The sequence below is a fragment of the Mycobacterium sp. ST-F2 genome (assembly GCF_001905655.1).
GTDB lineage: Bacteria > Actinomycetota > Actinomycetes > Mycobacteriales > Mycobacteriaceae > Mycobacterium.
The window spans coordinates 199956-223113 of the sequence record NZ_JMHT01000005.1; the positions used below are offsets into that span (position 1 = coordinate 199956).

Annotated in this window: 15 protein-coding genes; 13 read left to right on the forward strand and 2 right to left on the reverse strand. The window is 68.0% G+C overall.

The window, feature by feature from the left end; genetic code table 11:
• Positions 1–55: 55 nt before the first annotated feature.
• The 3 genes from EB75_RS02625 to EB75_RS02635 are packed head-to-tail and all read left to right on the forward strand — an operon-like array spanning position 56 to position 2383.
• Entirely contained in the window at positions 56–829 is a 774-nt protein-coding gene (locus tag EB75_RS02625; RefSeq protein WP_073693978.1) for a lysophospholipid acyltransferase family protein, read from the forward strand.
• Between the two features lie 4 nt (positions 830–833).
• Positions 834–1571, forward strand: a complete 738-nt coding sequence (locus tag EB75_RS02630; RefSeq protein ID WP_073693921.1) for a lysophospholipid acyltransferase family protein — start codon at positions 834–836, stop codon at positions 1569–1571.
• Positions 1571–2383 carry a Cof-type HAD-IIB family hydrolase gene (locus EB75_RS02635; protein ID WP_083611901.1) on the forward strand — a complete coding sequence of 271 codons (813 nt, stop codon included), beginning with the start codon at positions 1571–1573 and terminating at the stop codon, positions 2381–2383. Before EB75_RS02630 ends, EB75_RS02635 begins: the two co-directional genes overlap by 1 nt.
• Here EB75_RS02635 and EB75_RS02640 read toward each other — a convergent pair.
• Complete coding sequence (locus tag EB75_RS02640; protein WP_073693923.1) at positions 2380–3936, reverse strand: LGFP repeat-containing protein; 1557 nt, start codon at positions 3934–3936, stop codon at positions 2380–2382. The genes EB75_RS02635 and EB75_RS02640 overlap by 4 nt on opposite strands.
• A gap of 218 nt (positions 3937–4154) precedes the next feature.
• On the reverse strand, positions 4155–5159 hold the full coding sequence (locus EB75_RS02645; protein WP_073693924.1) for a hypothetical protein: 1005 nt from the start codon (positions 5157–5159) through the stop codon (positions 4155–4157).
• A gap of 201 nt (positions 5160–5360) precedes the next feature.
• On the opposite strand from EB75_RS02645, the gene glf reads away from it, so the two are divergent.
• The 10 genes from glf to pks13 all read left to right on the forward strand — a co-directional run bounded on the left by glf (position 5361) and on the right by pks13 (position 23140).
• Complete coding sequence (glf, locus tag EB75_RS02650; protein WP_073693925.1) at positions 5361–6596, forward strand: UDP-galactopyranose mutase; 1236 nt, start codon at positions 5361–5363, stop codon at positions 6594–6596.
• Between the two features lie 5 nt (positions 6597–6601).
• A complete protein-coding gene (locus EB75_RS02655; RefSeq protein ID WP_073693926.1) occupies positions 6602–8551 on the forward strand; it encodes a glycosyltransferase in 1950 nt (649 codons plus the stop codon).
• Positions 8552–8577: 26 nt separating this feature from the next.
• The gene (locus tag EB75_RS02660) at positions 8578–9117 is read left to right on the forward strand and encodes a phosphatase PAP2 family protein (protein ID WP_073693979.1); all 540 of its coding nucleotides are present in this window, start codon (positions 8578–8580) and stop codon (positions 9115–9117) included.
• A complete protein-coding gene (locus tag EB75_RS02665) occupies positions 9114–10040 on the forward strand; it encodes a decaprenyl-phosphate phosphoribosyltransferase (RefSeq protein ID WP_073693927.1) in 927 nt (308 codons plus the stop codon). The genes EB75_RS02660 and EB75_RS02665 overlap by 4 nt, the downstream gene beginning before the upstream one ends.
• Positions 10037–12031 carry a terminal beta-(1->2)-arabinofuranosyltransferase gene (gene aftB / locus EB75_RS02670; protein WP_286150052.1) on the forward strand — a complete coding sequence of 665 codons (1995 nt, stop codon included), beginning with the start codon at positions 10037–10039 and terminating at the stop codon, positions 12029–12031. The genes EB75_RS02665 and aftB overlap by 4 nt, the downstream gene beginning before the upstream one ends.
• A 163-nt stretch (positions 12032–12194) precedes the next feature.
• Positions 12195–13196: an esterase family protein gene (locus tag EB75_RS02675; protein WP_029104783.1), complete on the forward strand. Its 1002-nt coding sequence runs from the start codon at positions 12195–12197 to the stop codon at positions 13194–13196.
• Between the two features lie 255 nt (positions 13197–13451).
• Positions 13452–14321: an alpha/beta hydrolase-fold protein gene (locus EB75_RS02680; protein ID WP_234785360.1), complete on the forward strand. Its 870-nt coding sequence runs from the start codon at positions 13452–13454 to the stop codon at positions 14319–14321.
• Positions 14322–14481: 160 nt separating this feature from the next.
• On the forward strand, positions 14482–15495 hold the full coding sequence (culp6, locus tag EB75_RS02685) for a carboxylesterase Culp6 (protein WP_073693928.1): 1014 nt from the start codon (positions 14482–14484) through the stop codon (positions 15493–15495).
• A 207-nt stretch (positions 15496–15702) separates the two neighbouring features.
• On the forward strand, positions 15703–17589 hold the full coding sequence (fadD32, locus tag EB75_RS02690) for a long-chain-fatty-acid--AMP ligase FadD32 (protein ID WP_073693929.1): 1887 nt from the start codon (positions 15703–15705) through the stop codon (positions 17587–17589).
• A 55-nt stretch (positions 17590–17644) separates the two neighbouring features.
• Entirely contained in the window at positions 17645–23140 is a 5496-nt protein-coding gene (gene pks13 / locus EB75_RS02695; RefSeq protein WP_286150053.1) for a polyketide synthase Pks13, read from the forward strand.
• Positions 23141–23158: the final 18 nt, after the last annotated feature.

The window sequence follows — 23158 nt, forward strand, 5'->3', positions numbered from 1 at the left end:
GGCTTCGGGTGATCTTCCAGGCGTAGTACCGACGGTCCGCACTAGGCTGATGCCCGTGGAACCGGTATATGGCACCGTGATCAAGCTGGCCCGCACGGTGTGGCGGGTGCAGGGCCTGAAGTTCACCATCACAGGCGCGGAGAACCTGCCGGTCAACGGCGGCGCCGTGGTCGCCATCAACCACACCAGCTACTTCGACTTCACGTTCGCCGGGCTGCCCGCCGTCATGCAGAAGCGCGGCCGCAAGGTGCGGTTCATGGCGAAGAAGGAAGTGTTCGACAACAAGTACGGCGGCTGGCTGATGCGCAAGATGCGCCACATCCCCGTCGACCGCGGCAGCGGCGCCGATTCCTATGCCGAGGCCGTCAAGCAGCTCAAGGCGGGCGAGCTCGTCGGCGTCTACCCCGAGGCCACCATCAGCCGCAGCTTCGAGATCAAGGCGTTCAGGTCGGGCGCGGCCCGCATGGCCATCGAGGCCGACGTACCGATCGTCCCGCACATCATCTGGGGCGCCCAGCGGATCTGGACCAAGGGCCATCCGCGCAACATGCGCCGCCCCAAGGTGCCCATCTACATCCACGTCGGTGAGCCCATCTACCCGACGCTGCCCGCCGCCGAGTTGACGGCGCTGCTGCATGCCCGGATGCAGCACCTGCTGTCGGAAGTCCAGGACGCCTACCCCGAACATCCCGCCGGCGAGTTCTGGGTGCCGCACCGGCTGGGCGGCGGCGCTCCGACGCTGGCCGAGGCCGACCAGATGGACCTCGACGAAGCCCGCGAGAAAGCGGCACGTCGGGCGGCGCGGCAGGCGGAAGGTGCGCCGGAGTAGCGCCATGGAGCCAGTTTTCCGCGGCATCGAGATTGCCGCCAAGGCGGCGGTCGCCGCCACGGGAACCCGGATCACTTACCAAGGGCTGGAACACATTCCGGATACCGGTGGTGCGGTGATCGCGATCAACCACACCGCCTATGTCGACTTCCTGCCGGCCGGGCTGGCTGCCACCCATCGGCGGCGCCGGGTCCGCTTCATGCTCAAGGCCGAGGTGCAGCAGGTGCCGATGGGCAATTTCCTGGTCAAGCGGGCCGGGCTCATCCCCGTCGACCGGAGTTCCGGTGGCGACGCGTATCCCGTCGCCGTCGAGCGGCTGCGCGCCGGGGAACTGGTCGGGGTGTACCCGGAGGCCACGATCAGCCGCAGTTTCGAGCTCAAGGAGTTCAAGACGGGCGTGGCGCGGATGGCGCTCGACGCCGATGTGCCGATCATCCCGGTGATCGTCTGGGGCGTGCACCGGTTGTGGACCAAAGACCACCCGAAGCGCTTGGGACGCAAGAAGATTCCGGTCATCGTCCGGGTCGGCGCGCCCATCGCGGCAGCCGGTCCGGTCGCGGATTTGATGGCGACGTTGCAGCAGACGATGACGGACCAACTGCATGCGGTGCAGGAGGAGTACCCGCACCCAGCCGGTGAGTACTGGGTGCCGCGCCGGCTGGGCGGCAGCGCCCCGACGCCCGAGGAGGCCGAAGTGCTGGAGATGGCCGAGAAGGCCCGCCGCCAAGCCGGGGGCCGGTGATGCTGCCCGCGCTGATCGCCACCGACGTCGACGGCACGCTGCTCGACACCCATGAGCGGGTGACGCCGCGGACCCGCGCCGCCGTGCAGGCGGCGGTCGCGAACGGGGCCAAGTTCGTCCTCGCCACCGGCCGGCCGCCGCGCTGGATTCCGCCGGTGGTGGACGGGCTGGGGTTGGCGCCGATGGCGGTGTGCGCCAACGGCGCGGTGGTCTACGACGCCGCGACGGATCGGATCGTCTCGGCCCATACCCTGAGCCCGGATGCGTTGGGCGAGTTGGCCGAGATCGCCACGCGGGTGATCCCGGGCGTCGGCCTGGCGGTGGAGCGGGTGGGCCGCACCGCGTTCGACGAGTCGGTTCCGCAGTTCGCGAGTTCCCCCGGCTATGAGCACGCCTGGCACAACCCCGACAACACCGAGGTCTCGGTCGAGGACATGCTCAGTGTGCCCGCGGTGAAACTGTTGATCCGCAAGGCGGGCGCGCACAGCGCCGACCTGGCCGCGGCGCTGGCGCCGCATATCGGCGTCACGGGCGACCTGACCTATTCGACCAACAACGGGCTCATCGAGGTGGTGCCGCTGGGCATCAGCAAGGCCACCGGGGTCGCCGAGGTCATCCGCCCGTTGGGTCTGACGGCCGAGGACGTCGTGACCTTCGGTGACATGCCCAACGACATCCCGATGCTGACCTGGGCCGGCCTGGGTGTGGCGATGGGCAATGCGCATCCGGAGGCCCTGGCGGCCGCCGACGAGGTCACGACGACCAACAGTGACGACGGGGTCGCCCGCGTGCTCGAACGCTGGTGGCTCTAGCTCTGCATATCGATGCGGCTGAACCGTTCCAGCTGCACCGGCTCCTGCTTCGGCGGCGGCGGAAGTTCTTGGGGCACACCGTCGATGACGCGGGTGACGGTCCCGTTCTCGCGGTCGAAGTTCAGGGTGCCGTGCTGGAAGTTCTGCACGATCCACTGCGGTTCGGCAATCTCGCCGCTGGTGGGCAGACCGAGGGCGCCGCGCTCGAAACCCAGTGCGCCCCAGGCGTCGTAGAGGGCCCCGGTCAGCGGCTGGGCGCCGGTGACCGGCGACCAGTACATGGCGCCGTGGTCGAAGGTCGCGTAGCGGGTGTGCCCGTCGGCCGCGGCTTCGGGTGAGGTGGCGACGCCGAGCGGGCCGGCGGCTCCGCCCATGGCCTGCCACTTGTCGAAGATGGCTCCGCCGCGCAACATGTCCATCGCGCTCAGGGCACCCGGTGGCGCGGTGAAAGATGCTGCGATGTCGCGTAATTCGCCCATGGCCGCGTAGGCCGCGTTGCCCGGGCAGTCGGTGTTGCCGACGTCGCGGTGGGTGAAGATCGTCGGCAGTGTGGGTGTGGCGCCGGCGGGGAAGTGGGTGAACGAGCCGCCGCCGGAGGTCAGCACCACGCTGCCCAGGGGGTTGACGTGGTCCAGGCTCAGGCGCCAGCCGATCAGCCTGCCGGTCATCTTCAGCTGCAGCGGGGTCGGCGGCACGGCGTCGAAGTCGCCGAGCATGGCCACACCCCAGGTGTCGACGTTGAAGCCACCGGTGTGCGAACCCTCGACGGGCCGTGTCATCCCGCCGAACCGGCCTTCGAAGACCTGCCCGTACTTGTCGACCAGGGCGTTGTAAGCGATGTCGCACCAACCCAATTCGCGGGTGTGGTACTCGTAGATCGAGCGGACGATGCCCGCGGAATCCTCGGGTGCGTAGTCGTTGCTGCCGGCCGTGTGGTGGACGATGGCCGCGCGCACGCCTGGGTCGTAGACCGGCTGCCCGCAGCGGACGCTCTCGTTGGCGCCCCACTGGGCGCGGCTGATGATGTTCGGCGGCTGGTTCGGCGCCGACACCGCGGTCGGCTGGAACTGGACGTCGGCGGGTGCCTCCGGCGGGCTGATGAGCACCGCTTTCAGGCTGGGCCCCAACGGTTTCTCGATGTCGACGGGCCGGTAGCCCAGTCCGGGCCCCTGCGGGCGGTCGCCGGCCGGCGGCGTGGTGGCCGCCTCGGCGGGCCGGGTCACCGCGATCTGAACGGTGTTGGTGCGGCCGACGAACACGGGCTCGGTGCCGCGGGTGGTGGCGTGTGCCTCGCCGACGCCGTCGGGTGCCTCGACCTCGTACCAGGGTCCCCAGGTTCCGTCCGGCTTCTGGGCGCGCACGCGCGCCGAGGTTCCGGTGAAGTCGGAGGCGGTGAGGGCGACCAACGAGAAGGGGGTGTCCTGGTGGATTTCCCGGACGGTCTGCCCGCCTCCGACACCGGTCAGTGGCTGCGTGTGGAGTTCCGGCGCGGACGGTTTGTCGTCCGACAGGCCGGGGATGCCGGGGACGACGCCGAGGGCCAACGGCACCATCACAACCGTCGCCGCCAGGGCGGACAACAGTACGGACGGTGCGGGACGACGGCGCGGCACAGCGCGAATGTTACGTATGTGCCAGGTGTTACCAGTGTTTCGACACGGGTTACTGTGCTGTCAATTCTCTGCGAGACGCCGCAACGGCACCGCAGAGCCTTGGGGCTTCTGCGGTGCCGTTTCGGTTACAGGCTCTTCAGTTATGTATGACGCGCTTGTCAGACCGCGGGAGCGGGCACTGCCGGTGCGGCCGCTGCGGCTGCCGCGGGGGCGGCCTGCGCGGACTTCACCGCCGACGTGATGGCCGGCATGACCATGCCCTTGAGCAGATCGATCGCCTGCGTCGCACCCAGTTGGTTGGCGGCGCTGGTCAGATCGCTGATCAACCCGCCACCGCCGCTGCTCGGGGCCGCCCCGAGGCCGAGGCCGTCGCCGCCGCCCAGGCCGACCGACGGGTCACCCAGGATCGGGTAGCTGCCGCCCAGCCCCTGGCCGGGGCCGAGGCCCAGGCTGGCGTTGGGATCGGTCATCGGCATCCCCGCGGCGCCGAGCCCTGCCGGGTTCGCGCTGATGGACGGCGTCGTCAGCCCCGTGGCGTCCAGGCCGGGGGCGCTCAACCCGGGCGTGCTGATGCTCGGGAGAGTCGCGCCCTGGGTGGTCAGACCGGCGCTGGGCAGACCCGCGCTGGGCAGACCGGCCGAGGGCAGGCCGGGGGTGAGTGCCGACGGGGTGGCACCCAGGCCGGTCGGCGGGGTGAGGCCGGGCGCGGTTGCCCCGAGCGGCGGCGTCAACCCAGGTGCGGTCAATCCGGTCGACGGGGTGGCGCCCAGACCGGGCGTCAGGCCGGCCGGCGGCGTCAGCCCACCCGCCGGTGTCAGGCCGGCCGGAGGCGTCAAGCCGGGGGTGGTGCCCAGGCCGGGGGTCAGACCCGTCTGCGGTGACAGGCCCGGGCTGAGACCTGTCAGCGGGCTGGGGGAGCTCGCGGCTCCGCCCATGAGGTTCGGCAGGTTGACGCCGAACTGGGACAGGCCCTGCGACAGCGCGGACATGACCTCGTTGGGGAGGTCGGTGATCAGCGCGGCCTGGACGAATTCCCGGTGCTGCGGAGTCGGGTCTGCCGGGGTCATCTCGGCGACCGCCACGAGTGCGATCGGACTTGCGACGGCCACGGCGGCGACTGCGCTCATGGCTGTCGAGAGCTTGCGTCGACGTCGGTTAGGCACGGAAGTCTCCTCAATCTGTGGGGTACGGCTCGAGCTGGCTTGCTGAGTCGTCGGTACTGACGCAATCGATGTTAAAGCTGTGATTACTGGGATTAGAGTGACGATGCGGAATCGTGAGCGAATTGCGACCGGCCCGCGCACTGGCCGGGCCGACAGGGTGTTTTCGGGCCGAACGGCCACTGTCGGATACCCTGAACGCCGATGACCTCCGCTGATTCCCGGGGCGCTGCGACCCAGCCCTCCGGCCCTTATGACCTCATCGTCGTCGGCTCCGGATTCTTCGGACTGACGATTGCCGAGCGCGCGGCAACCCAACTCGACAAGCGGGTGCTGGTCGTCGAGCGCCGCCACCATCTCGGCGGCAACGCCTACTCGGAAGCCGAGCCGGAAACCGGCATCGAGGTGCACAAGTACGGCGCCCACCTGTTCCACAACTCCAATCAGCGGGTGTGGGACTACGTGCGGCAGTTCACCGACTTCACCGGCTACCAGCATCGCGTGTTTGCCATGTACGACGGCCAGGCCTACCAGTTCCCGATGGGGCTGGGCCTGGTGTCGCAGTTCTTCGGGCGCTACTTCAGCCCCGACGAGGCCCGCGCCCTGATCGCCGAGCAGTCCGCCGAGATCAACACCGACGATGCGCAGAACCTCGAGGAGAAGGCCATCTCGCTGATCGGCCGGCCGCTCTACGAGGCTTTCGTCAAGGGCTACACCGCCAAGCAGTGGCAGACCGACCCGAAGGACCTGCCGGCGTCGATCATCAGCCGCCTGCCGGTGCGCTACAACTTCGACAACCGCTACTTCAACGACACCTACGAGGGTCTGCCGGTCGACGGTTACACCGCATGGCTCGAGAACATGGCCGCCGACGAGCGCATCGATGTGGTGTTGAACACCGACTGGTTCGACGTGCGCGAGCAGCTGCGGGCCGAGAGCCCGGACGCGCCGGTGCTGTACACCGGTCCGCTGGACCGCTACTTCGACTACTCCGAGGGCCGGCTGGGCTGGCGCACCCTGGACTTCGAGATGGAAGTACTGCCCATCGGAGACTTCCAGGGCACACCCGTCATGAACTACAACGACCCGGACGTGCCGTTCACCCGGATTCACGAGTTCCGGCACTTCCACCCCGAGCGGGACTACCCGACCGACAAGACCGTCATCATGCGGGAGTACTCGCGCTTCGCCAATGACGACGACGAGCCGTACTACCCGATCAACACCGATTCGGACCGCGCCATCCTGGCCGCCTACCGCGCCCGGGCCAAGGCCGAGACGGAGGAGAACCGGGTGCTGTTCGGGGGCCGCCTCGGCACCTACCAGTACCTCGACATGCACATGGCCATCGCCAGTGCGCTGAACATGTACGACAACGTGCTGATGCCGCACCTGCGTGACGGCGCGGCACTCGGCGACGCCGGTACAGAAAGTAGCTGAAGACCATGAGCGACATCCCGTCCGGCGCATTGGCGTCGGGAGAGTCCCGTGCGGTGAGCCTGCTGTCGCGGGTCATCCTGCCCCGTCCGGGTGAGCCCCTCGACGTCCGCAAGCTCTACATCGAGGAATCGGCCACCAACGCCCGGCGCGCGCACGCCCCGACGCGCACCACGCTGGAAATCGGTGGGGAGTCCGAGGTTTCGTTCGCCACCTACTTCAACGCCTTCCCCGCCAGCTACTGGCGGCGCTGGTCCATCCTGACCTCGGTGGTGCTGCGGGTCGAGTTGACAGGCCGCGCCCGTGTCGATGTCTACCGGTCCAAGGCGACCGGTGCGCGAATCACCGTGGGCGGCAGTGAAATCGCCAGCGGCGACGACGGCCTCCCGGCGGTGGTCGAGTTCGAGATCGGCTTGGAGCCGTTCGAGGACGGCGGCTGGATCTGGTTCGACATCACCACCGACAGTGCGGTGACGGTGCGGGGCGCCGGTTGGTACGCGCCGGTGGAAGCGCCCGGACGGGCCAACATCACCGTGGGCATCCCGACCTTCAACCGGCCGGCCGACGCCGTCAACGCGCTCGCGGCGCTGACGTCGGATCCGTTGGTGGACAAGGTGATCGGCGCGGTCATCGTGTCCGATCAGGGCACCAACAAGGTCAAGGACCACCCCGACTTCGCGGCCGCGGCGGCCCCGCTGGCCGACCGGCTGGCCATCCACAACCAGCCGAACCTCGGTGGCTCCGGCGGCTACAGCCGCGTCATGTACGAAGCGCTGAAACACACTGACTGCGAACAGATTCTGTTCATGGACGACGACATCCGCGTCGAACCCGACTCGGTGCTGCGCGCGCTGGCGCTCAACCGGTTCGCCAAGTCGCCGACGCTGATCGGTGGCCAGATGCTCAACCTGCAGGAGCCCTCGCACCTGCACGTGATGGGCGAGATGGTGGATTCGGCGAACTTCATGTGGACCCACGCCATCAACGCCGAGTACGACCACAACTTCGCCAAGTACCCGCTCAGCGACGAAGAAGAACACCGCAGCCAGATCCTGCACCGCCGCATCGACGTCGACTACAACGGCTGGTGGATGTGCATGATCCCGCGTTCGGTCGCCGAGGAGCTCGGGCAGCCGCTGCCGCTCTTCATCAAGTGGGACGACGCCGACTACGGCCTGCGCGCCGCCGAGCACGGCTACCCGACCGTCACCCTGCCGGGCGCCGCGATCTGGCACATGGCGTGGAGCGACAAGGACGACGCCATCGACTGGCAGGCGTACTTCCACCTGCGCAACCGCCTCGTCGTGGCGGCTCTGCACTGGGACGGCAACATCCGTGGCCTGGTCGCGAGCCACTTCAAGGCGACCATGAAACACCTTCTGTGCCTTGAGTATTCGACGGTGGCCATCCAGAACCGGGCGATGGACGACTTCCTCGCCGGCCCGGACAATCTGTTCACCATCCTCGAGTCCGCACTGCCCGAGGTGCGCGCCATGCGCAACGAGTACCCCGATGCCGTGGTGCTGGAGAGCGCGACCACGTTGCCCGCGCCGTCGGACAAGAAGTGGCGCCGCAAGGTCAAGATTCCCACCAGCTTGCCCGCCATCGCGGTCCGGCTCACCCGTGGCGTCGTGAACCAGCTCAAGCCGCACGACCCGGAACACCATGTGCGGCCGCAGATCAACGTCGCGACGCAGGATGCCCGCTGGTTCTCGCTGTGCATGGTGGACGGTGTCACCGTCACCACGGCCGACGGCCGAGGTGTCGTCTACCGCCAGCGCGACCGCGAGAAGATGTTCGAGTTGCTGCGTGAGTCGCTCAAGCGTCAGGCGCTGCTGGTCCGCAAGTTCAACCGCATGCGGAACGTGTACCGCAACGCCCTGCCGGAGCTGACGAGCAAGGAGAAGTGGGAGACCGTGCTGTTGGCTTCGGCGACCGAGTCGGCTGGTGCCCGGTGAGCCTCGAAGGTATCGAGGGTGATGCCATCGCCAGTGCGCCGCGCGGCGAGGACGCCATTCTGGTCGGCGTCCAGTCGGCCTTGACCGGACGTCCCGGGGTGCTCGCCGGCGCCCGCGTGCTGTCGTACTTCGGTGAACACAGCCTGGGCTGGTTCGCCGTCTGTGGCCTGGGCGCGTTGCTGCAGCCGCAGCGCCGCCGGGCCTGGGTGACGGCCGGTGTCGGCACCTTCTTCGCCCATGCCGCCGCCGTGCTGATCAAGCGCGTGGTCAAGCGGGAGCGCCCGCAGCATCCGGCCATCGCCGTCAACGTCGGCACCCCGAGCCGGCTGAGCTTCCCGTCGGCCCATGCGACGTCCACCGCCGCGGCCGCCATCCTGATCGGCCGGGCCACGGGCCTGCCGCTGCCGTGGTTCCTGGTGCCGCCGATGGCGTTGTCGCGGCTGGTTCTCGGCGTGCACTATCCCACTGACGTGCTGACCGGTGTCGTGGTGGGAACCGCGGTCGCCGAATCAGTCGGGGCGATCTCCGAGCGAACTGCAAAGCGCGAACCGAAGGCTGGGGCATGACCGAACAGACGAAGGAATTGACGAAGGAGCTGGGGCCGCCCAAGAACCTGGCCGCCGGCATCGTCAAGGCGCTGCGGCCGCGACAGTGGGTCAAGAACGTCCTGGTGTTGGTCGCGCCCCTGGCAGCTCTCGGCGGCGGGGCGCACTACAGCTACGCCGACGTGCTCAAGCACGTCGGCGTTGCGTTCGTGGTGTTCTGCATGGCCGCGTCGTGTATCTACCTCATCAACGATGCCCGCGACGTGGAAGCAGACCGCCTGCACCCGACGAAGCAGTACCGTCCGATCGCCGCCGGCGTCGTTCCGGTGCCTTTGGCCTACGGATTGGCTACTGCGCTCGGTGTCGGATCGCTGGTGATCTCCTGGTTGCTCACGCCCAGCCTGGCCATCGTCATGGCGGTCTATATCGCGTCCCAGCTGGCCTACTGCTTCGGCCTGAAGCATCAAGCGGTGCTGGACATCTGCATCAATGCCTCCGGTTTCCCGCTCCGCGGCATCGCCGGTGGTGTCGCCGCCGGGATCCCGCTTTCCAAGTGGTTCCTGCTGGTGTTCGCGTTCGGTTCGCTGTTCATGTCGGCCGGCAAGCGGTACGCCGAACTGCAACTCGCCGAGCGCACCGGCGCCAAGATTCGCAAGGCGCTGGAGTCGTACACCAGCAGCTACCTGCGGTTCGTCTGGACGTTGTCGGCGACGGCCGTGGTCCTCTGCTACGGCCTGTGGGCCTTCGAGGGCAACAAGGGCCCGTGGTTCGCAGTGTCGATGGTGCCTTTCACCATCGCGATCCTGCGCTACGCCGTCGACGTCGACAGTGGCGCTGCGGGTGAACCCGAGGAGATCGTGCTGAACGACCGAGTGCTGCAGCTGCTGGGCGTCGCCCTGGTCGCGACGCTCGTCGCCGCGATTCTGCCCGGACTGATCCGTTGAGTGACGTGCCCGCTCAGCAATTGCTGCGCGGGCCGGTCTTTCCGTATGGCCGGGCCGCGAGGATCAGCCTGTGGTTGAGCGTCGTGGTATGCGCCGCCCTGTTCGGCTGGGGCGCCTGGCAGCGCCGGTGGATCGCCGACGACGGCCTGATCGTGCTGCGTACGGTGCGAAACCTGTTGGTCGGCAACGGCCCGGTGTTCAACGTCGGTGAGCGCGTCGAATCCAACACCTCGACCTTGTGGACCTATCTGGTCACCCTCGGCGCCTGGATCGGTGGCTCGGCTCAGCTCGAGTACGTGGCGCTGGCGCTGGCGCTGACGCTGAGCGTGGCCGGTCTGGTCTTCGCGATGCTCGGCACCGGCCGGCTGTATGCCCCCGGGCTGCGGGGCCGCCGCGCACTGCTGGTCCCGGCGGGCGCCCTGGTCTACATGGCCGTGCCGCCGGCGCGTGACTTCGCCACGTCGGGCCTGGAGAACGGCCTGATCATGGCTTATCTGGGACTGCTGTGGTGGATGCTGGTGTGCTGGTCGCAGGCCTTGCGCGCGCCTGGCGCCGAGGGCCGTGAAGCTGACGCCAACGTCACCAGTGCCCGGTTCGACGGCGCCCTGGCCTGCCTGGCCGGCCTGTCGGTCCTGGTGCGCCCCGAATTGGCGCTGATCGGCGGCGTTGCCCTGGTGATGCTGCTGGTCGCCGCCCGCGGCCGGCGCCGGCGCCTGATCATCGTGGTGGCCGGCGGCCTGCTTCCCATCGCCTACGAGATCTTCCGGATGGGCTACTACGGCTTGCTGGTGCCCATCACCGCGCTGGCCAAGGACGCCACCGGATCCAAGTGGTCGCAGGGCTTCGTCTACCTCGGCAACTTCAACCGGCCCTACCTGTTGTGGGTCCCGGCGGTGCTGACGGCGGCTTTGGCGATTGTGTTGTTCGTCACTCACAGCCGGCCGTGGTGGGGCCAGTCCGTGCCGCGCGGCTACAGTTCTCTGGCCCGTCGGGTCCAAAGCCCTACTGCCGTAGTGATTTTCATGGCGGGCAGTGGTCTGGTGCAGGGGCTGTACTGGCTGCGCCAGGGCGGTGACTTCATGCACGGCCGGGTGCTGCTGGTGCCGCTGTTCTGCCTGGTCACACCCCTTGCGGTGATCCCGATCGTGCTTCCGGACGGCAAGAACATCGCCCGCGAAGTCGGCTACGCGCTGGCCGGTACGACGGCGGCCCTGTGGCTGGCCGTCGTCGGTTGGTCGCTGTGGGCGGCCAACTCGCCGGGCCTCGGGTACGACGCCACCCGGGTCACCTACTCCGGCATCGTCGACGAGCGGCGCTTCTACTCGCAGGCGACGGGCCACGCGCACCCGCTGACGGCGGCGGACTACCTGGACTACCCGCGCATGCGGTCGGTGCTGACCGCCATCGACAACACTCCGGTCGGCGCCCTGCTGCTGCCGTCGGGCAATTACGACCAGTGGGACGTGGTTCCGGCCATGCCGCCGCCGGTGCCGGACCCGACGTCGCCGCCGCCACCCAACTGGTTCGAAAAAGGGCCGCACACAGTCTTTTTCACCAATCTGGGCATGATGGGCATGAACCTGCCGCTCGAGGTCCGGGTGATCGACCAGATCGGGCTGGCCAATCCGCTGGCCGCCCACACGGCGCGGCTCGACGATGCGCGCATCGGCCACGACAAGGACCTGTTCCCGGACTGGGCGGTGGCCGAGGGGCCGTTCCTGCGCAAGCGCCCGTGGATCCCGACGTACCTGGACGAGGACTGGGTGGCGCAGGCTGCGGTCGCCCTGACGTGCCCGGAGACCGAGACGATGCTGAGCTCGGTGCGCGCTCCGATGGGCTTCCACCGGTTCATGTCAAATCTGGTACACGCGTTCACATTTACGCGTTACCGGATTGATCGCGTGCCGTTGTACGAGCTCTATCGCTGCAAGCTCGATGTGCCTCCGAGGCTGTCGACCCCTTACACTGGCTTACCGGCTACCGGGCCATAGTTTCGGCGCATGTGCGCCGTCCTGGCCTGAAGCGTAGGTAACGCCGGTGAACCATGCGGCGATAACCACTCGGGCGTATGCGCCCGGCCTGATCGTCACCTCAACGGCAGAGGCGGTGATGAGGGTTGTCCGTACGCCGTCATAGGAAAGATTAGGGAGCGGTATGAGTTTCGTTGGGAAGATGCGGTCCATGGCCAAGGCCATGCCGCGCCGGATGGCGGTTGCGGCCGTTGCCGCGGCAGCGCTGCCCGGTCTTGTCGGTGTCGTCGGTGAAACGGCGACTGCAGGGGCTTTCTCGCGTCCCGGTCTGCCGGTTGAATACCTGCAGGTTCCGTCCGCGGCCATGGGTCGCGACATCAAGATCCAGTTCCAGAGCGGTGGCGCCGGCTCGCCGGCCGTCTACATGCTCGACGGTCTGCGTGCGCAGGACGATTACAACGGCTGGGACATCAACACCGCCGCCTTCGAGTGGTACAACGGCTCGGGCATTTCGATGGTCATGCCGGTCGGCGGCCAGTCCAGCTTCTACAGCGACTGGTACAAGCCGGCTTGCGGCAAGGCTGGTTGCTCCACCTACAAGTGGGAGACCTTCCTGACCCAGGAGCTGCCCGCTTACCTGCAGGCCAACAAGTCGGTCAAGCCGACCGGTGGCGCTGCTGTCGGTCTGTCGATGGCCGGTTCGGCCGCGATGACCCTCGCCATCTACCACCCGCAGCAGTTCATCTACGCGGGCTCGATGTCGGGCTTCCTGAACCTGTCCGAGGGCTGGTGGCCGTTCCTGGTCAACATCTCGATGGGTGACGCCGGCGGCTACAAGGCCGACGACATGTGGGGCTCCACTGGCGACCCGAACAACGCCTGGAAGCGCAACGACCCGTTCGTCAACATCGGCACCCTGGTCGCCAACAACACCCGTCTGTGGGTCTACTGCGGCGACGGCAACCCGAGCGACCTGGGCGGCGACAACGTGCCGGCCAAGTTCCTGGAGGGCCTGACCATCCGCACCAACCGCACCTTCCAGCAGACCTACCTGGCTGCCGGTGGTACCAACGGTGTGTTCAACTTCCCCAACAGCGGCACCCACGACTGGGGCTACTGGGGCCAGCAGCTGCAGGCCATGAAGCCTGACCTGCAGCGTGTGCTGGGTGCTTCGGGCCAGGCGTAACAACCTGATCCCGAGGTAAATCCTCTGGCAACAACTCGCACTGGCGGCGGCGACCTTCACGGGTCGTCGCCGCCAGTCGTTTATGCCCTGACCGGCCCACACCGCGGCACCCCGTGGCAACGTTCCCTCCCGTTGTTCGGTCACCATCCGCCGAGGTGATGTGGTTCACTACTACGCGGGTTCAGGACGCTCGACGATCACGAACAGGTGAGGTTGGTTATGGGGCTGCAGGCAATGCGGGGGATGTTCCGGACGATGGCTGGGACGGCGGCGGCGGTTGTGCTCGCCGGCGGCCTGCTGACGGGTACCGGAACGGCCCGGGCCGCGGGCGTGGAGACGCTGATGGTGCCCTCGGCCGCGATGGGCCGGGACATCCCGGTGACGTTCCAGGCCGGCGGTCCGCACGCGGTCTATCTCCTCGACGCCTTCAACGCCGGCCCCGACGTGAGCAACTGGGTCACCGCAGGCAATGCCATGGGCACGCTGGCCGGTAAGGGCATCTCGGTCGTCGCCCCGGCTGGCGGCGCGTTCAGCTTCTACACCAACTGGGAGCAGGACGGCAGCAAGCAGTGGGAGACATTCCTGAGCCAGGAGCTCCCGGACTATCTGGCCGCCACCAAGGGCCTGGCCCCCAACGGCCACGGCGTCGTCGGTGCGGCCCAGGGCGGCACCGCCGCGCTGGCCCTGGCCGAGTTCCACCCGGACCGGTTCCGTTTCGCGGGCTCGCTGTCGGGATTCCTGACCCCGTCGTCGACGACGTTCAACGGCGCCATCACCGCCGGGATGCGCGAGTTCGGCGGCGTGGACACCTACGGCATGTGGGGCGCCCCGCAGCTGGGTCGCTGGAAGTGGCACGACCCGGATGTGCACGTCAGCCTGCTGAACCAGAACAACACCCGGATCTGGGTGTTCAGCCCGTCGACCGTCACGTGCAGCGACCCGGCCGCGATGATCGGTTACTGCGACCAGGCGCAGGGCAGCAACCGCGCCTTCTACGCGCACTACCGCAGCGTCGGCGGCCACAACGGGCACTTCGACTTCCCAGACGGCCCGCAGCACGACTGGGGCAGCTGGAGCGGCCAGCTCGGTGCCATGTCGGGCGAACTCGTCAGCGTCATCCGCTAACGCGGCGCGGCCGCGGTCTGCACGCGATTTCCATGATTTCGCGCACAGCTTCGTGGCCTTGACCAGCGCAAAAGCGGTCGGCGTGACCTCGACGTGACGAGCGCTGAGTACATTCGGATCGCAACCGGATCGACTCTGCCCGCAGGAGACCTCACACCACATGGCCACCAACAATCGCCGCCGCCGCCATCGCATCCTCGCCATTGCCGCGGCGGGTGCGGTGGCACTGCTGGTCATCGTGGTCGCCTTCGCGATCGTGGTATGGCTGCGTCAGCCCGGTGAGATCCCGGGGCCGACGCCGCCCTCGGCGCAGCCGCCGACGTCCGGTCCCACCACGAAGCCGTCGAAGCCGCGTCCGGCCTACCAGTCGGCCGACTGCCCCGATGTGCAGCTGATCTCGATCCCGGGCACCTGGGAGTCCTCGCGGGCGCTCGACCCGCTGAACCCGACGCCGTCGTTCCCGATTGCGCTGCTGCTGAACGTGAGCAATCCGCTGGGCCAGGAATTCGGCGCGGACCGGCTGGCGCAGTACACGGTGCCGTACACCGCGCAGTTCCATAACCCGCTGGCCGCGGACAACCAGATGTCGTACAACGACAGCCGCGAAGAGGGCAAGAACAAGGCCGTCGAAGCGATCACGCAGGTCAACGAGCGCTGCCCGCTGACCAGCTTCGTGATCATCGGCTTTTCTCAGGGCGCCGTCATCGCCGGCGACATCGCCAGTGACATCGGCAACGGCCGCGGACCCATCGACCAGGACCTGGTGCTGGGTGTGACGTTGATCGCCGACGGGCGGCGCCAGCCCGACGTGGGCAAGGACATCGGCCCGAACCCGCCGGGACAGGGCGCCGAGATCACGCTGCACGAACTGCCGCTCGGCATGCTCGGCCTCAACATGACGGGACCGCGCGTCGGTGGCTTCGGCGCACTCAACGACCGGGTCAACGAGATCTGCGGAAAGGGCGACCTGATCTGCGCCGCGCCGACCGAGGCGTTCAACGTCGTCAACCTGCCCAGCACGCTCGCCACGTTGTCGGGCAGCGCCGCGGGGCCGGTGCATGCCCTCTACAACACCCCGCAGTTCTGGACCCTCGACGGCCAGACCTCGACGCAGTGGACGCTCAACTGGGCCAAGCAGCTGATCGACAACGCACCGCACCCGAAACACGGTTGAGCTACCGACGAGTAGAAAACCGGTGGGGCGATTTGGCCTGCCAAATCGCGTCACCTAACATTAAGAGATAGCTAAGAGCACGGTCTTATCATTGGCTGTGGATCTTGGGGTGGCATATCGCTACTGCCCGGTACCATTTCCCGGGATTTGGCGTGACTGGCTGCAGACGATGTGGCCGGCGCGGCAGGCTGTGACAGGAGATTTTTGATGGCGTTCCACAACCCGTTCATCAAGAACGGGAAGATCACCTTCCCGGACGGCGCCGGCATCGTGAAGCACGTCGAACGCTGGGCGAAGGTCCGTGGCGACCGGCTCGCGTTCCGGTTTCTCGACTTCTCCATCGAGCGGGACGGCGAGGCCAAAGACCTGTCCTGGGCGCAGTTCAGCGCCCGCAACAAGGCCGTGGCCGCGCGCCTGCAGCAGGTCACCCAGGTCGGCGACCGCGTCGCGATCCTGTGCCCGCAGAACCTCGAGTACCTGGTGGCGTTCTACGGCGTCCTCTACTCGGGCCGCATCGCCGTGCCGCTGTTCGATCCGTCGGAGCCGGGTCACGTCGGCCGCCTGCACGCCGTGCTCGACGACTGCAAGCCGTCGGCCATCCTGACGACCACCGCCGCCGCCGAGGGTGTCCGCAAGTTCTTCCGTAGCCGGCCGGCCAGCGAGCGTCCGCGCGTCATCGCCGTCGACGCCGTGCCGGACGAGGTCGCGGTCACCTGGATCCCCTTCGACGACGTCGACGAGCACACGGTCGCCTACCTGCAGTACACCTCGGGTTCGACCCGCATCCCGACGGGCGTGCAGATCACGCACCTCAACCTGGCCACCAACGTGGTGCAGGTCGTCGAGGCCCTCGAGGGCGAAGAGGGCGACCGTGGTCTGTCCTGGCTGCCGTTCTTCCACGACATGGGTCTGATCACCGCGCTGCTCGCGCCGATGATCGGCCACAGCTTCACGTTCATGACGCCGGCTGCCTTCGTCCGTCGCCCGGAGCGCTGGATCCGTGAGATGGCGCGCAAGGAAGGCGACACCGGCGGCGTCATCTCGGTGGCTCCGAACTTCGCCTTCGATCACGCCGCGGCTCGTGGCGTGCCGAAGGACGGGAACATCGACCTGTCCAACGTGAAGGCCGTGCTGAACGGCAGCGAGCCGATCTCGGCCGCGACCGTGCGCCGGTTCAACGAGGCCTTCGGCCCCTTCGGCTTCCCGTCCAAGGCCATCAAGCCGTCGTACGGCCTGGCCGAGGCCACGCTGTTCGTGTCCACCACGCCGTCCTCCGATGAGCCGACCATCGTGTCGGTCGATCGTGACGCGCTCAACACCGGCACCTTCGTGGTGGTCCCGGACGACTCGCCCAAGGCGGTCGCCCAGGCCGGCGCCGGCAAGATCGGCGTGGACGAGTGGGCCGTCATCGTGGACGCCGAGACTGCCACCGAGCTGCCCGACGGCCAGATCGGCGAAATCTGGATCAGCGGCGCCAACATGGGCACCGGCTACTGGGGCAAGCCGGAAGAGTCCGTCGAGACCTTCCAGAACACCCTGAAGTCACGCACCAGCCCGTCGCACGCCGAGGGCGCCGAAGACAGCGCCACCTGGGTGCGTACCGGCGACTACGGCGCCTACCACGACGGCGAGCTGTACATCACCGGTCGAGTCAAGGACCTGGTGATCATCGACGGGCGCAACCACTACCCGCAGGACCTCGAGTACTCGGCGCAGGAGGCCAGCAAGGCGCTGCGCGTCGGCTACGTCGCCGCGTTCTCGGTGCCGGCCAACCAGCTGCCCGACGAGGTCTTCGCCGACGCCCATTCCGGCCTCAAGCGTGATCCCGATGACAGCTCCGAGCAGCTGGTCATCGTCGCCGAGCGGGCACCGGGTGCGCACAAGCTCGAGACCCAGCCGATCGTCGACGACATCCGCGCGGCCATCGCGGTGCGCCACGGCGTCACCGTGCGCGACGTGCTGCTGACCGCGGCCGGTGCCATCCCGCGTACCTCGAGCGGCAAGATCGGCCGCCGGGCCACGCGTGCGGCGTACCTCGACGGCACGCTACGCAGCGGCAAGGTCGCGAACGCCTTCCCTGACGACCTGAACTGAACTCCTCTATCCCGGGCTCGAACTTCCCGTCCGGCGGCGAAAGTGAACAGTGAAAATGACTGACACCGAAGACAATTCGAACGAAATCGACACTTCGCCGCAGGAGGGGCAGGCGCCCGCCCGGGCAAACGGCATGTCCGTGCCGGAGATGCGGGAGTGGCTGCGCAACTGGGTGGCCAATGCCACCGGCCAGCCGGCGGACTCCATCAACGAGTCGGTGCCGATGGTCGAGCTCGGTCTGGCGTCGCGCGACGCGGTCGCCATGGCCTCCGACATCGAGGACCTCACCGGCGTCACGCTGACGGCGACGGTGGCCTTCCGGCACCCGACCATCGAGGCGCTGGCGCAGGTCATCGTCGAGGGTGAGCCGGAGGAAGACACGGACGCCGCGAACGCCGAGGACTGGTCCCGCGACGCCGATGTCGATGAGGACATCGCCAACATAGCCATTGTTGGTCTGGCCACCCGCTTCCCGGGTGACATGAACACCCCGGACGAGATGTGGCAGGCGCTGCTGGAGGGCCGCGACGCCATCACCGATCTGCCCGAGGGCCGCTGGTCGGAGTTCCTGGCCGAGCCCCGGATCGCGGAACGCGTGGCCGAGGCCCGCACCCGCGGTGGGTACCTGTCGGACATCAAGGGCTTCGACGCCGAGTTCTTCGCGCTGGCCAAGATGGAAGCCGACAACATCGACCCGCAGCAGCGGATGGCGCTCGAATTGACCTGGGAGGCACTGGAGTTCGCCCGCATCCCGGCGTCGGCGCTGCGCGGCGAGTCTGTCGGCGTATTCGTCGGCAGCTCGACCAACGACTACAGCTTCCTGTCGGTCTCCGACCCGTCCATCACGCACCCGTACGCCATCACCGGTACCGCGAGCTCCATCATCGCGAACCGGGTTTCGTACTTCTTCGACTTCCGCGGGCCGTCGATGACCATCGACACCGCGTGTTCCTCATCGCTGGTCGCGATGCATGAGGGCGTGAAGGCACTGCGCTCCGGCGAGGCCGACGTCGTCGTGGCCGGTGGCGTCAACGCCCTGGTGACCCCGACGGTGACGGTCGGCTTCGACATGGTCGGCGGCGTCCTGGCGCCGGACGGCCGCATCAAGTCGTTCAGCTCCGACGCCGACGGTTACGCCCGCTCCGAGGGTGGCGGCATGGTCGTGCTCAAGCGCGTCGCCGACGCCCGTCGCGACGGTGACGAGATCCTCGCCATCATCGCCGGTTCGGCCATCAACCACGACGGCCGCTCCAACGGCATGTTGGCCCCCAACCCTGACGCTCAGGAAGCGGTGCTGCGCAAGGCCTACAAGGACGCCGGCATCGACCCCAAGACCGTCGACTACATCGAGGCGCACGGCACCGGCACCATCCTGGGTGACCCGATCGAGGCCGACGCGCTCGGCCGCGTCGTGGGCCGTGGCCGCGCCGCCGACAAGCCGGCCCTGCTGGGTGCGGTGAAATCCAATGTGGGACACCTGGAGTCGGCCGCCGGTGCGGCCAGTGTCGCGAAGATGACGCTGGCGCTGTACCACGACAAGCTGCCGGCGTCGATCAACTATGCGGGCCCCAACCCGTACATCGACTTCGACAAGGAACACCTCAAGGTCAACGCCGAGCTGTCGGACTGGCCGCGCTACAGCGGGCACGCCATCGCCGGTGTCTCCGGTTTCGGTTTCGGTGGTGCCAACGCGCACCTGGTCATGCGCCAGGTGCTGCCGAGCGACCTCGTTGAGCCGGAGCCCAAAGAGGTTGTCGCCGAAGAGAAGTCGTCGTCCGACGCGAACGCCGTCTACGTCGGCGGCGTCAAGATGGACGAGTACGGCGAGTTCGCCGATGAGCCGCTTGCGCGAAGAGATTCAGACAGTGACGATGATTCCTTTGATTCTCGTGGTGACGCCGAGTTCTACGGCTACGAGACCGACGACGAGCCCGAGCTGCCCGGTCTCACCGAGCGCGCGCTGGAGCTGATCGAGGCCGGCCGCGCGGAGATCGAGTCGGCCGAGCCCGTCAAGCGCATTGTGCCGCTGGCGGTTTCGGGGTTCCTGACCTCGCGCAAGAAGTCCGCCGCCGCTGAGCTGGCGGACTGGATCGACAGTGAAACGGGCCGGTCCTACTCGCTGGAGTCGATCGGCCGCTCGCTGTCCCGGCGTAACCACGGGCGTTCGCGCGCGGTGATTCTCGCCCACGACCACGACGAAGCCGTCAAGGGTCTGCGGTCGCTGGCCGAGGGCAAGCAGAGCCCACTGGTGCTCGCCGCCGACGGTCCGGTCACCAACGGCCCGGTGTGGGTGCTCGCCGGTTTCGGTGCGCAGCACCGCAAGATGGGCAAGAGCCTGTACCTGAACGATCCGATCTTCGCCGAGTGGATCAACAAGGTCGACGCGCACATCCAGGACGAGCGCGGCTACTCCGTCGTCGAACTGATCCTCGACGACGCCATCGACTACACCAACGAGACCTGCGAATACCCCATCGAGGTCGTCCAGACGGTGATCTTCGCGCTGCAGATCGCGCTCGGCGAGCTGCTGAAGGCCCACGGCGCGAAGCCCGGTGCGGTGATTGGTCAGTCGCTCGGTGAGGCGGCCGCCGCCTACTTCTCCGGTGGCCTGTCGCTGGCCGACGCCACCCGCACCATCTGCTCGCGCGCGCACCTCATGGGTGAGGGCGAGGCCATGCTGTTCGGCGAGTACATCCGCCTGATGGCGCTGGTCGAGTACTCGGCCGAGGAGATCAAGACGGTCTTCGCCGACTTCCCGGGCCTCGAGGTGTGCGTGTACGCCGCCCCGACCCAGACCGTCATCGGCGGCCCGCCGGAGCAGGTCGACGCGATCATCGCCCGCGCCGAAGCCGAGGGCAAGTTCGCCCGCAAGATGCAGACCAAGGGCGCCAGCCACACGCAGCAGATGGACCCGCTGCTCGGCGAGCTGCTGGCGGAGATCCAGGGCATCGAGCCGCGGCCACTGGAAACCGGCTACTACTCGACCGTCCACGAAGGCAGCTTCCTGCGTGCCGGCAGTGACCCGATCCACGATGTCGAGTACTGGAAGAAGGGACTGCGGCACAGCGTCTACTTCACCCACGGCATCCGCGCCGCCGTCGACAACGGGCACACCACGTTCCTCGAGCTGGCCCCGAACCCGGTGGCGCTCATGCAGGTTGGGCTCACCACCATGTCGGCCGGCCTGCACGATGGCCAGCTGATCCCGACCCTCGCCCGCAAGCAGGACGAGGTCGACTCCATGACCAATGCCATGGCTCAGCTGTTCGTGCACGGCCATGATCTGGACTTCCGGACGCTGTTCTCGCCGGCCAAGGACCCGGCCGTCGATTACGCGCCCATCCCGCCGACGCGCTTCAAGCGCAAGCCGCACTGGCTGGACGCCAACTTCACCGCCGACAGCTCGGCCATCGAGCCGGGCAGCCACGTCGCCACCCCGGACGGCCGGCACGTGTGGGAGTACGCCCCGCGCGGCGAGGTCGACGCCGCTGCACTGAGCAAGCTGGTGAAAGCCGCTGCAACACAGGTGCTTCCGGATGCCACGCTGACCGCTTACGAGCAGCGCGCCATCCCGGGCGAGGGTGCCCGCCTGGTCACCACGCTGACCCGTCACCCCGGCGGCGGCACGGTGCAGGTGCACGCCCGCATGGGTGAGTCCTTCACGCTGGTGTACGACGCGGTCGTGAGCCGCGGTGGTGACGGCGCGGCTCTGCCGGTCGCCATGGGCGGCGCCGCACTCCCGGCCGCTGTCGGTGCAACGGTGGCCGAAACCGCTGTCGCCGCACCGGAACCCGAAGACGACGCGGCCATCCTGCAGGACGACCTGACCGCGGGCGCCGGCCTGGCGGCCGGTTTCAAGAAGTGGTCGCCGGACTCCGGTGAGACCATCGCGGACCGGCTCGGTGCGATCGTCGGTGGCGCCATGGGCTACGAGCCCGAGGACCTGCCGTGGGAGGTGCCGCTGATCGAGCTGGGTCTGGACTCGCTGATGGCGGTCCGGATCAAGAACCGCGTCGAGTACGACTTCGACCTGCCGCCGATCCAGCTGACCGCCGTCCGCGACGCCAACCTGTACGCGGTGGAGAAGCTGATCCACTACGCCATCGAGCACCGCGACGAGGTCGACCAGCTGGCCGAGGCACAGAAGAGCCAGACCGCCGACGAGATCGCCGCCGCGCAGGCCGAATTGATGGGCGGCGCAACGACTGTCGCCGAGCTGGAGGCCAAGCTGGCCGAGGCCGGGCATCCCCTGGCGGCCAAGGACGAAGCGCCGGCAGCCGCCGAGATCGCCACCGATGCGGCTGCCGCACTGGAGATTCCGCCGCCCCCGACGAACCCGTCCGGCCCGGCCGTCCCGCCGCCGCCGACAAACCCGTCGGGCCCGGCTGCGGCGCAGCCGTCGCAGAGCGCGACCGCCGCCGCTGCTGAGGTGCTGAACCAGAAGGCTGTCGCCGAGGCGCTGAATTCCGATGTGCCGCCGCGCGATGCGGCCGAGCGCGTCACGTTCGCGACGTGGGCCATCGTCACCGGCAAGTCGCCGGGAGGCATCTTCAACGTGCTGCCGTCGGTCACCGACGAGCAGGCCGAGAAGATGGCGACGCGTCTCTCCGAGCGTGTCGAGGGCACCATCACGGCCGACGACGTCAAGAAGGCGGCCAACATCGAGGAGCTGTCGACGACGGTCCGCGAGTTCCTGGAGGCCGGTGAGCTGGACGGCTTCGTCCGCATCATCCGCGCCCCCGAGAACGACGATCAGGTCCCGGTTTTCGTGTTCCACGCCGCCGGTGGCTCGACCGTCGTCTACGAACCGCTGCTGAACCGCCTGCCGGCGGGTACGCCGATGATCGGCCTGGAGCGTGTCGAGGGCACCATCGAGGAGCGCGCCGCGCAGTACGTGCCGAAGCTGCTCGAACTCAACGGCTGGGTCGACGGCAAGAAGGGCAAGCCCTTCATCCTCGCCGGCTGGTCCCTCGGTGGCGCGCTGTCGTACGCGTGCGCCGTCGGCCTGAAACAGGCCGGTGCCGACGTGCGATTCGTCGGGCTGATCGACACGGTGCACCCGGGTACGCCGATCGACACGTCCAAGGAAGGCACGCGCCAGCGCTGGGACCGCTACGCCAAGTTCGCGGAGAAGACGTTCAACGTGCAGATCCCGGCCATCCCGTACGAGGAGCTCGAAGTTCTCGACGACGCCGGCCAGGTGCAGTTCGTGCTGAACGCCGTCAAGGAAGCGGGCGTGGAGATTCCGGGCGGCATCATCGAGCACCAGCGCACGTCGTACCTCGACCAGCGCGCGCTCGACGTTGCCACTCCGCAGGCGTACGACGGCCCCGTCGTGCTCTATATGGCGGAGCGGTACCACGATGACGCCATCACCTTCGAACCCGCGTACGCCACCCGTCAGCCCGACGGCGGCTGGGGTAAGTACGCCTCGGCGCTCGAGGTCGTGAATATCGGTGGCGAGCACATCCAGGCCATCGACGAGCCGTACATTGCCAAGGTGGGGGCGCACATGAGCGAAGCCATCAACCAGGTCCAGGCCGGGAAGTAGTAGGAGAACCGTGACTGA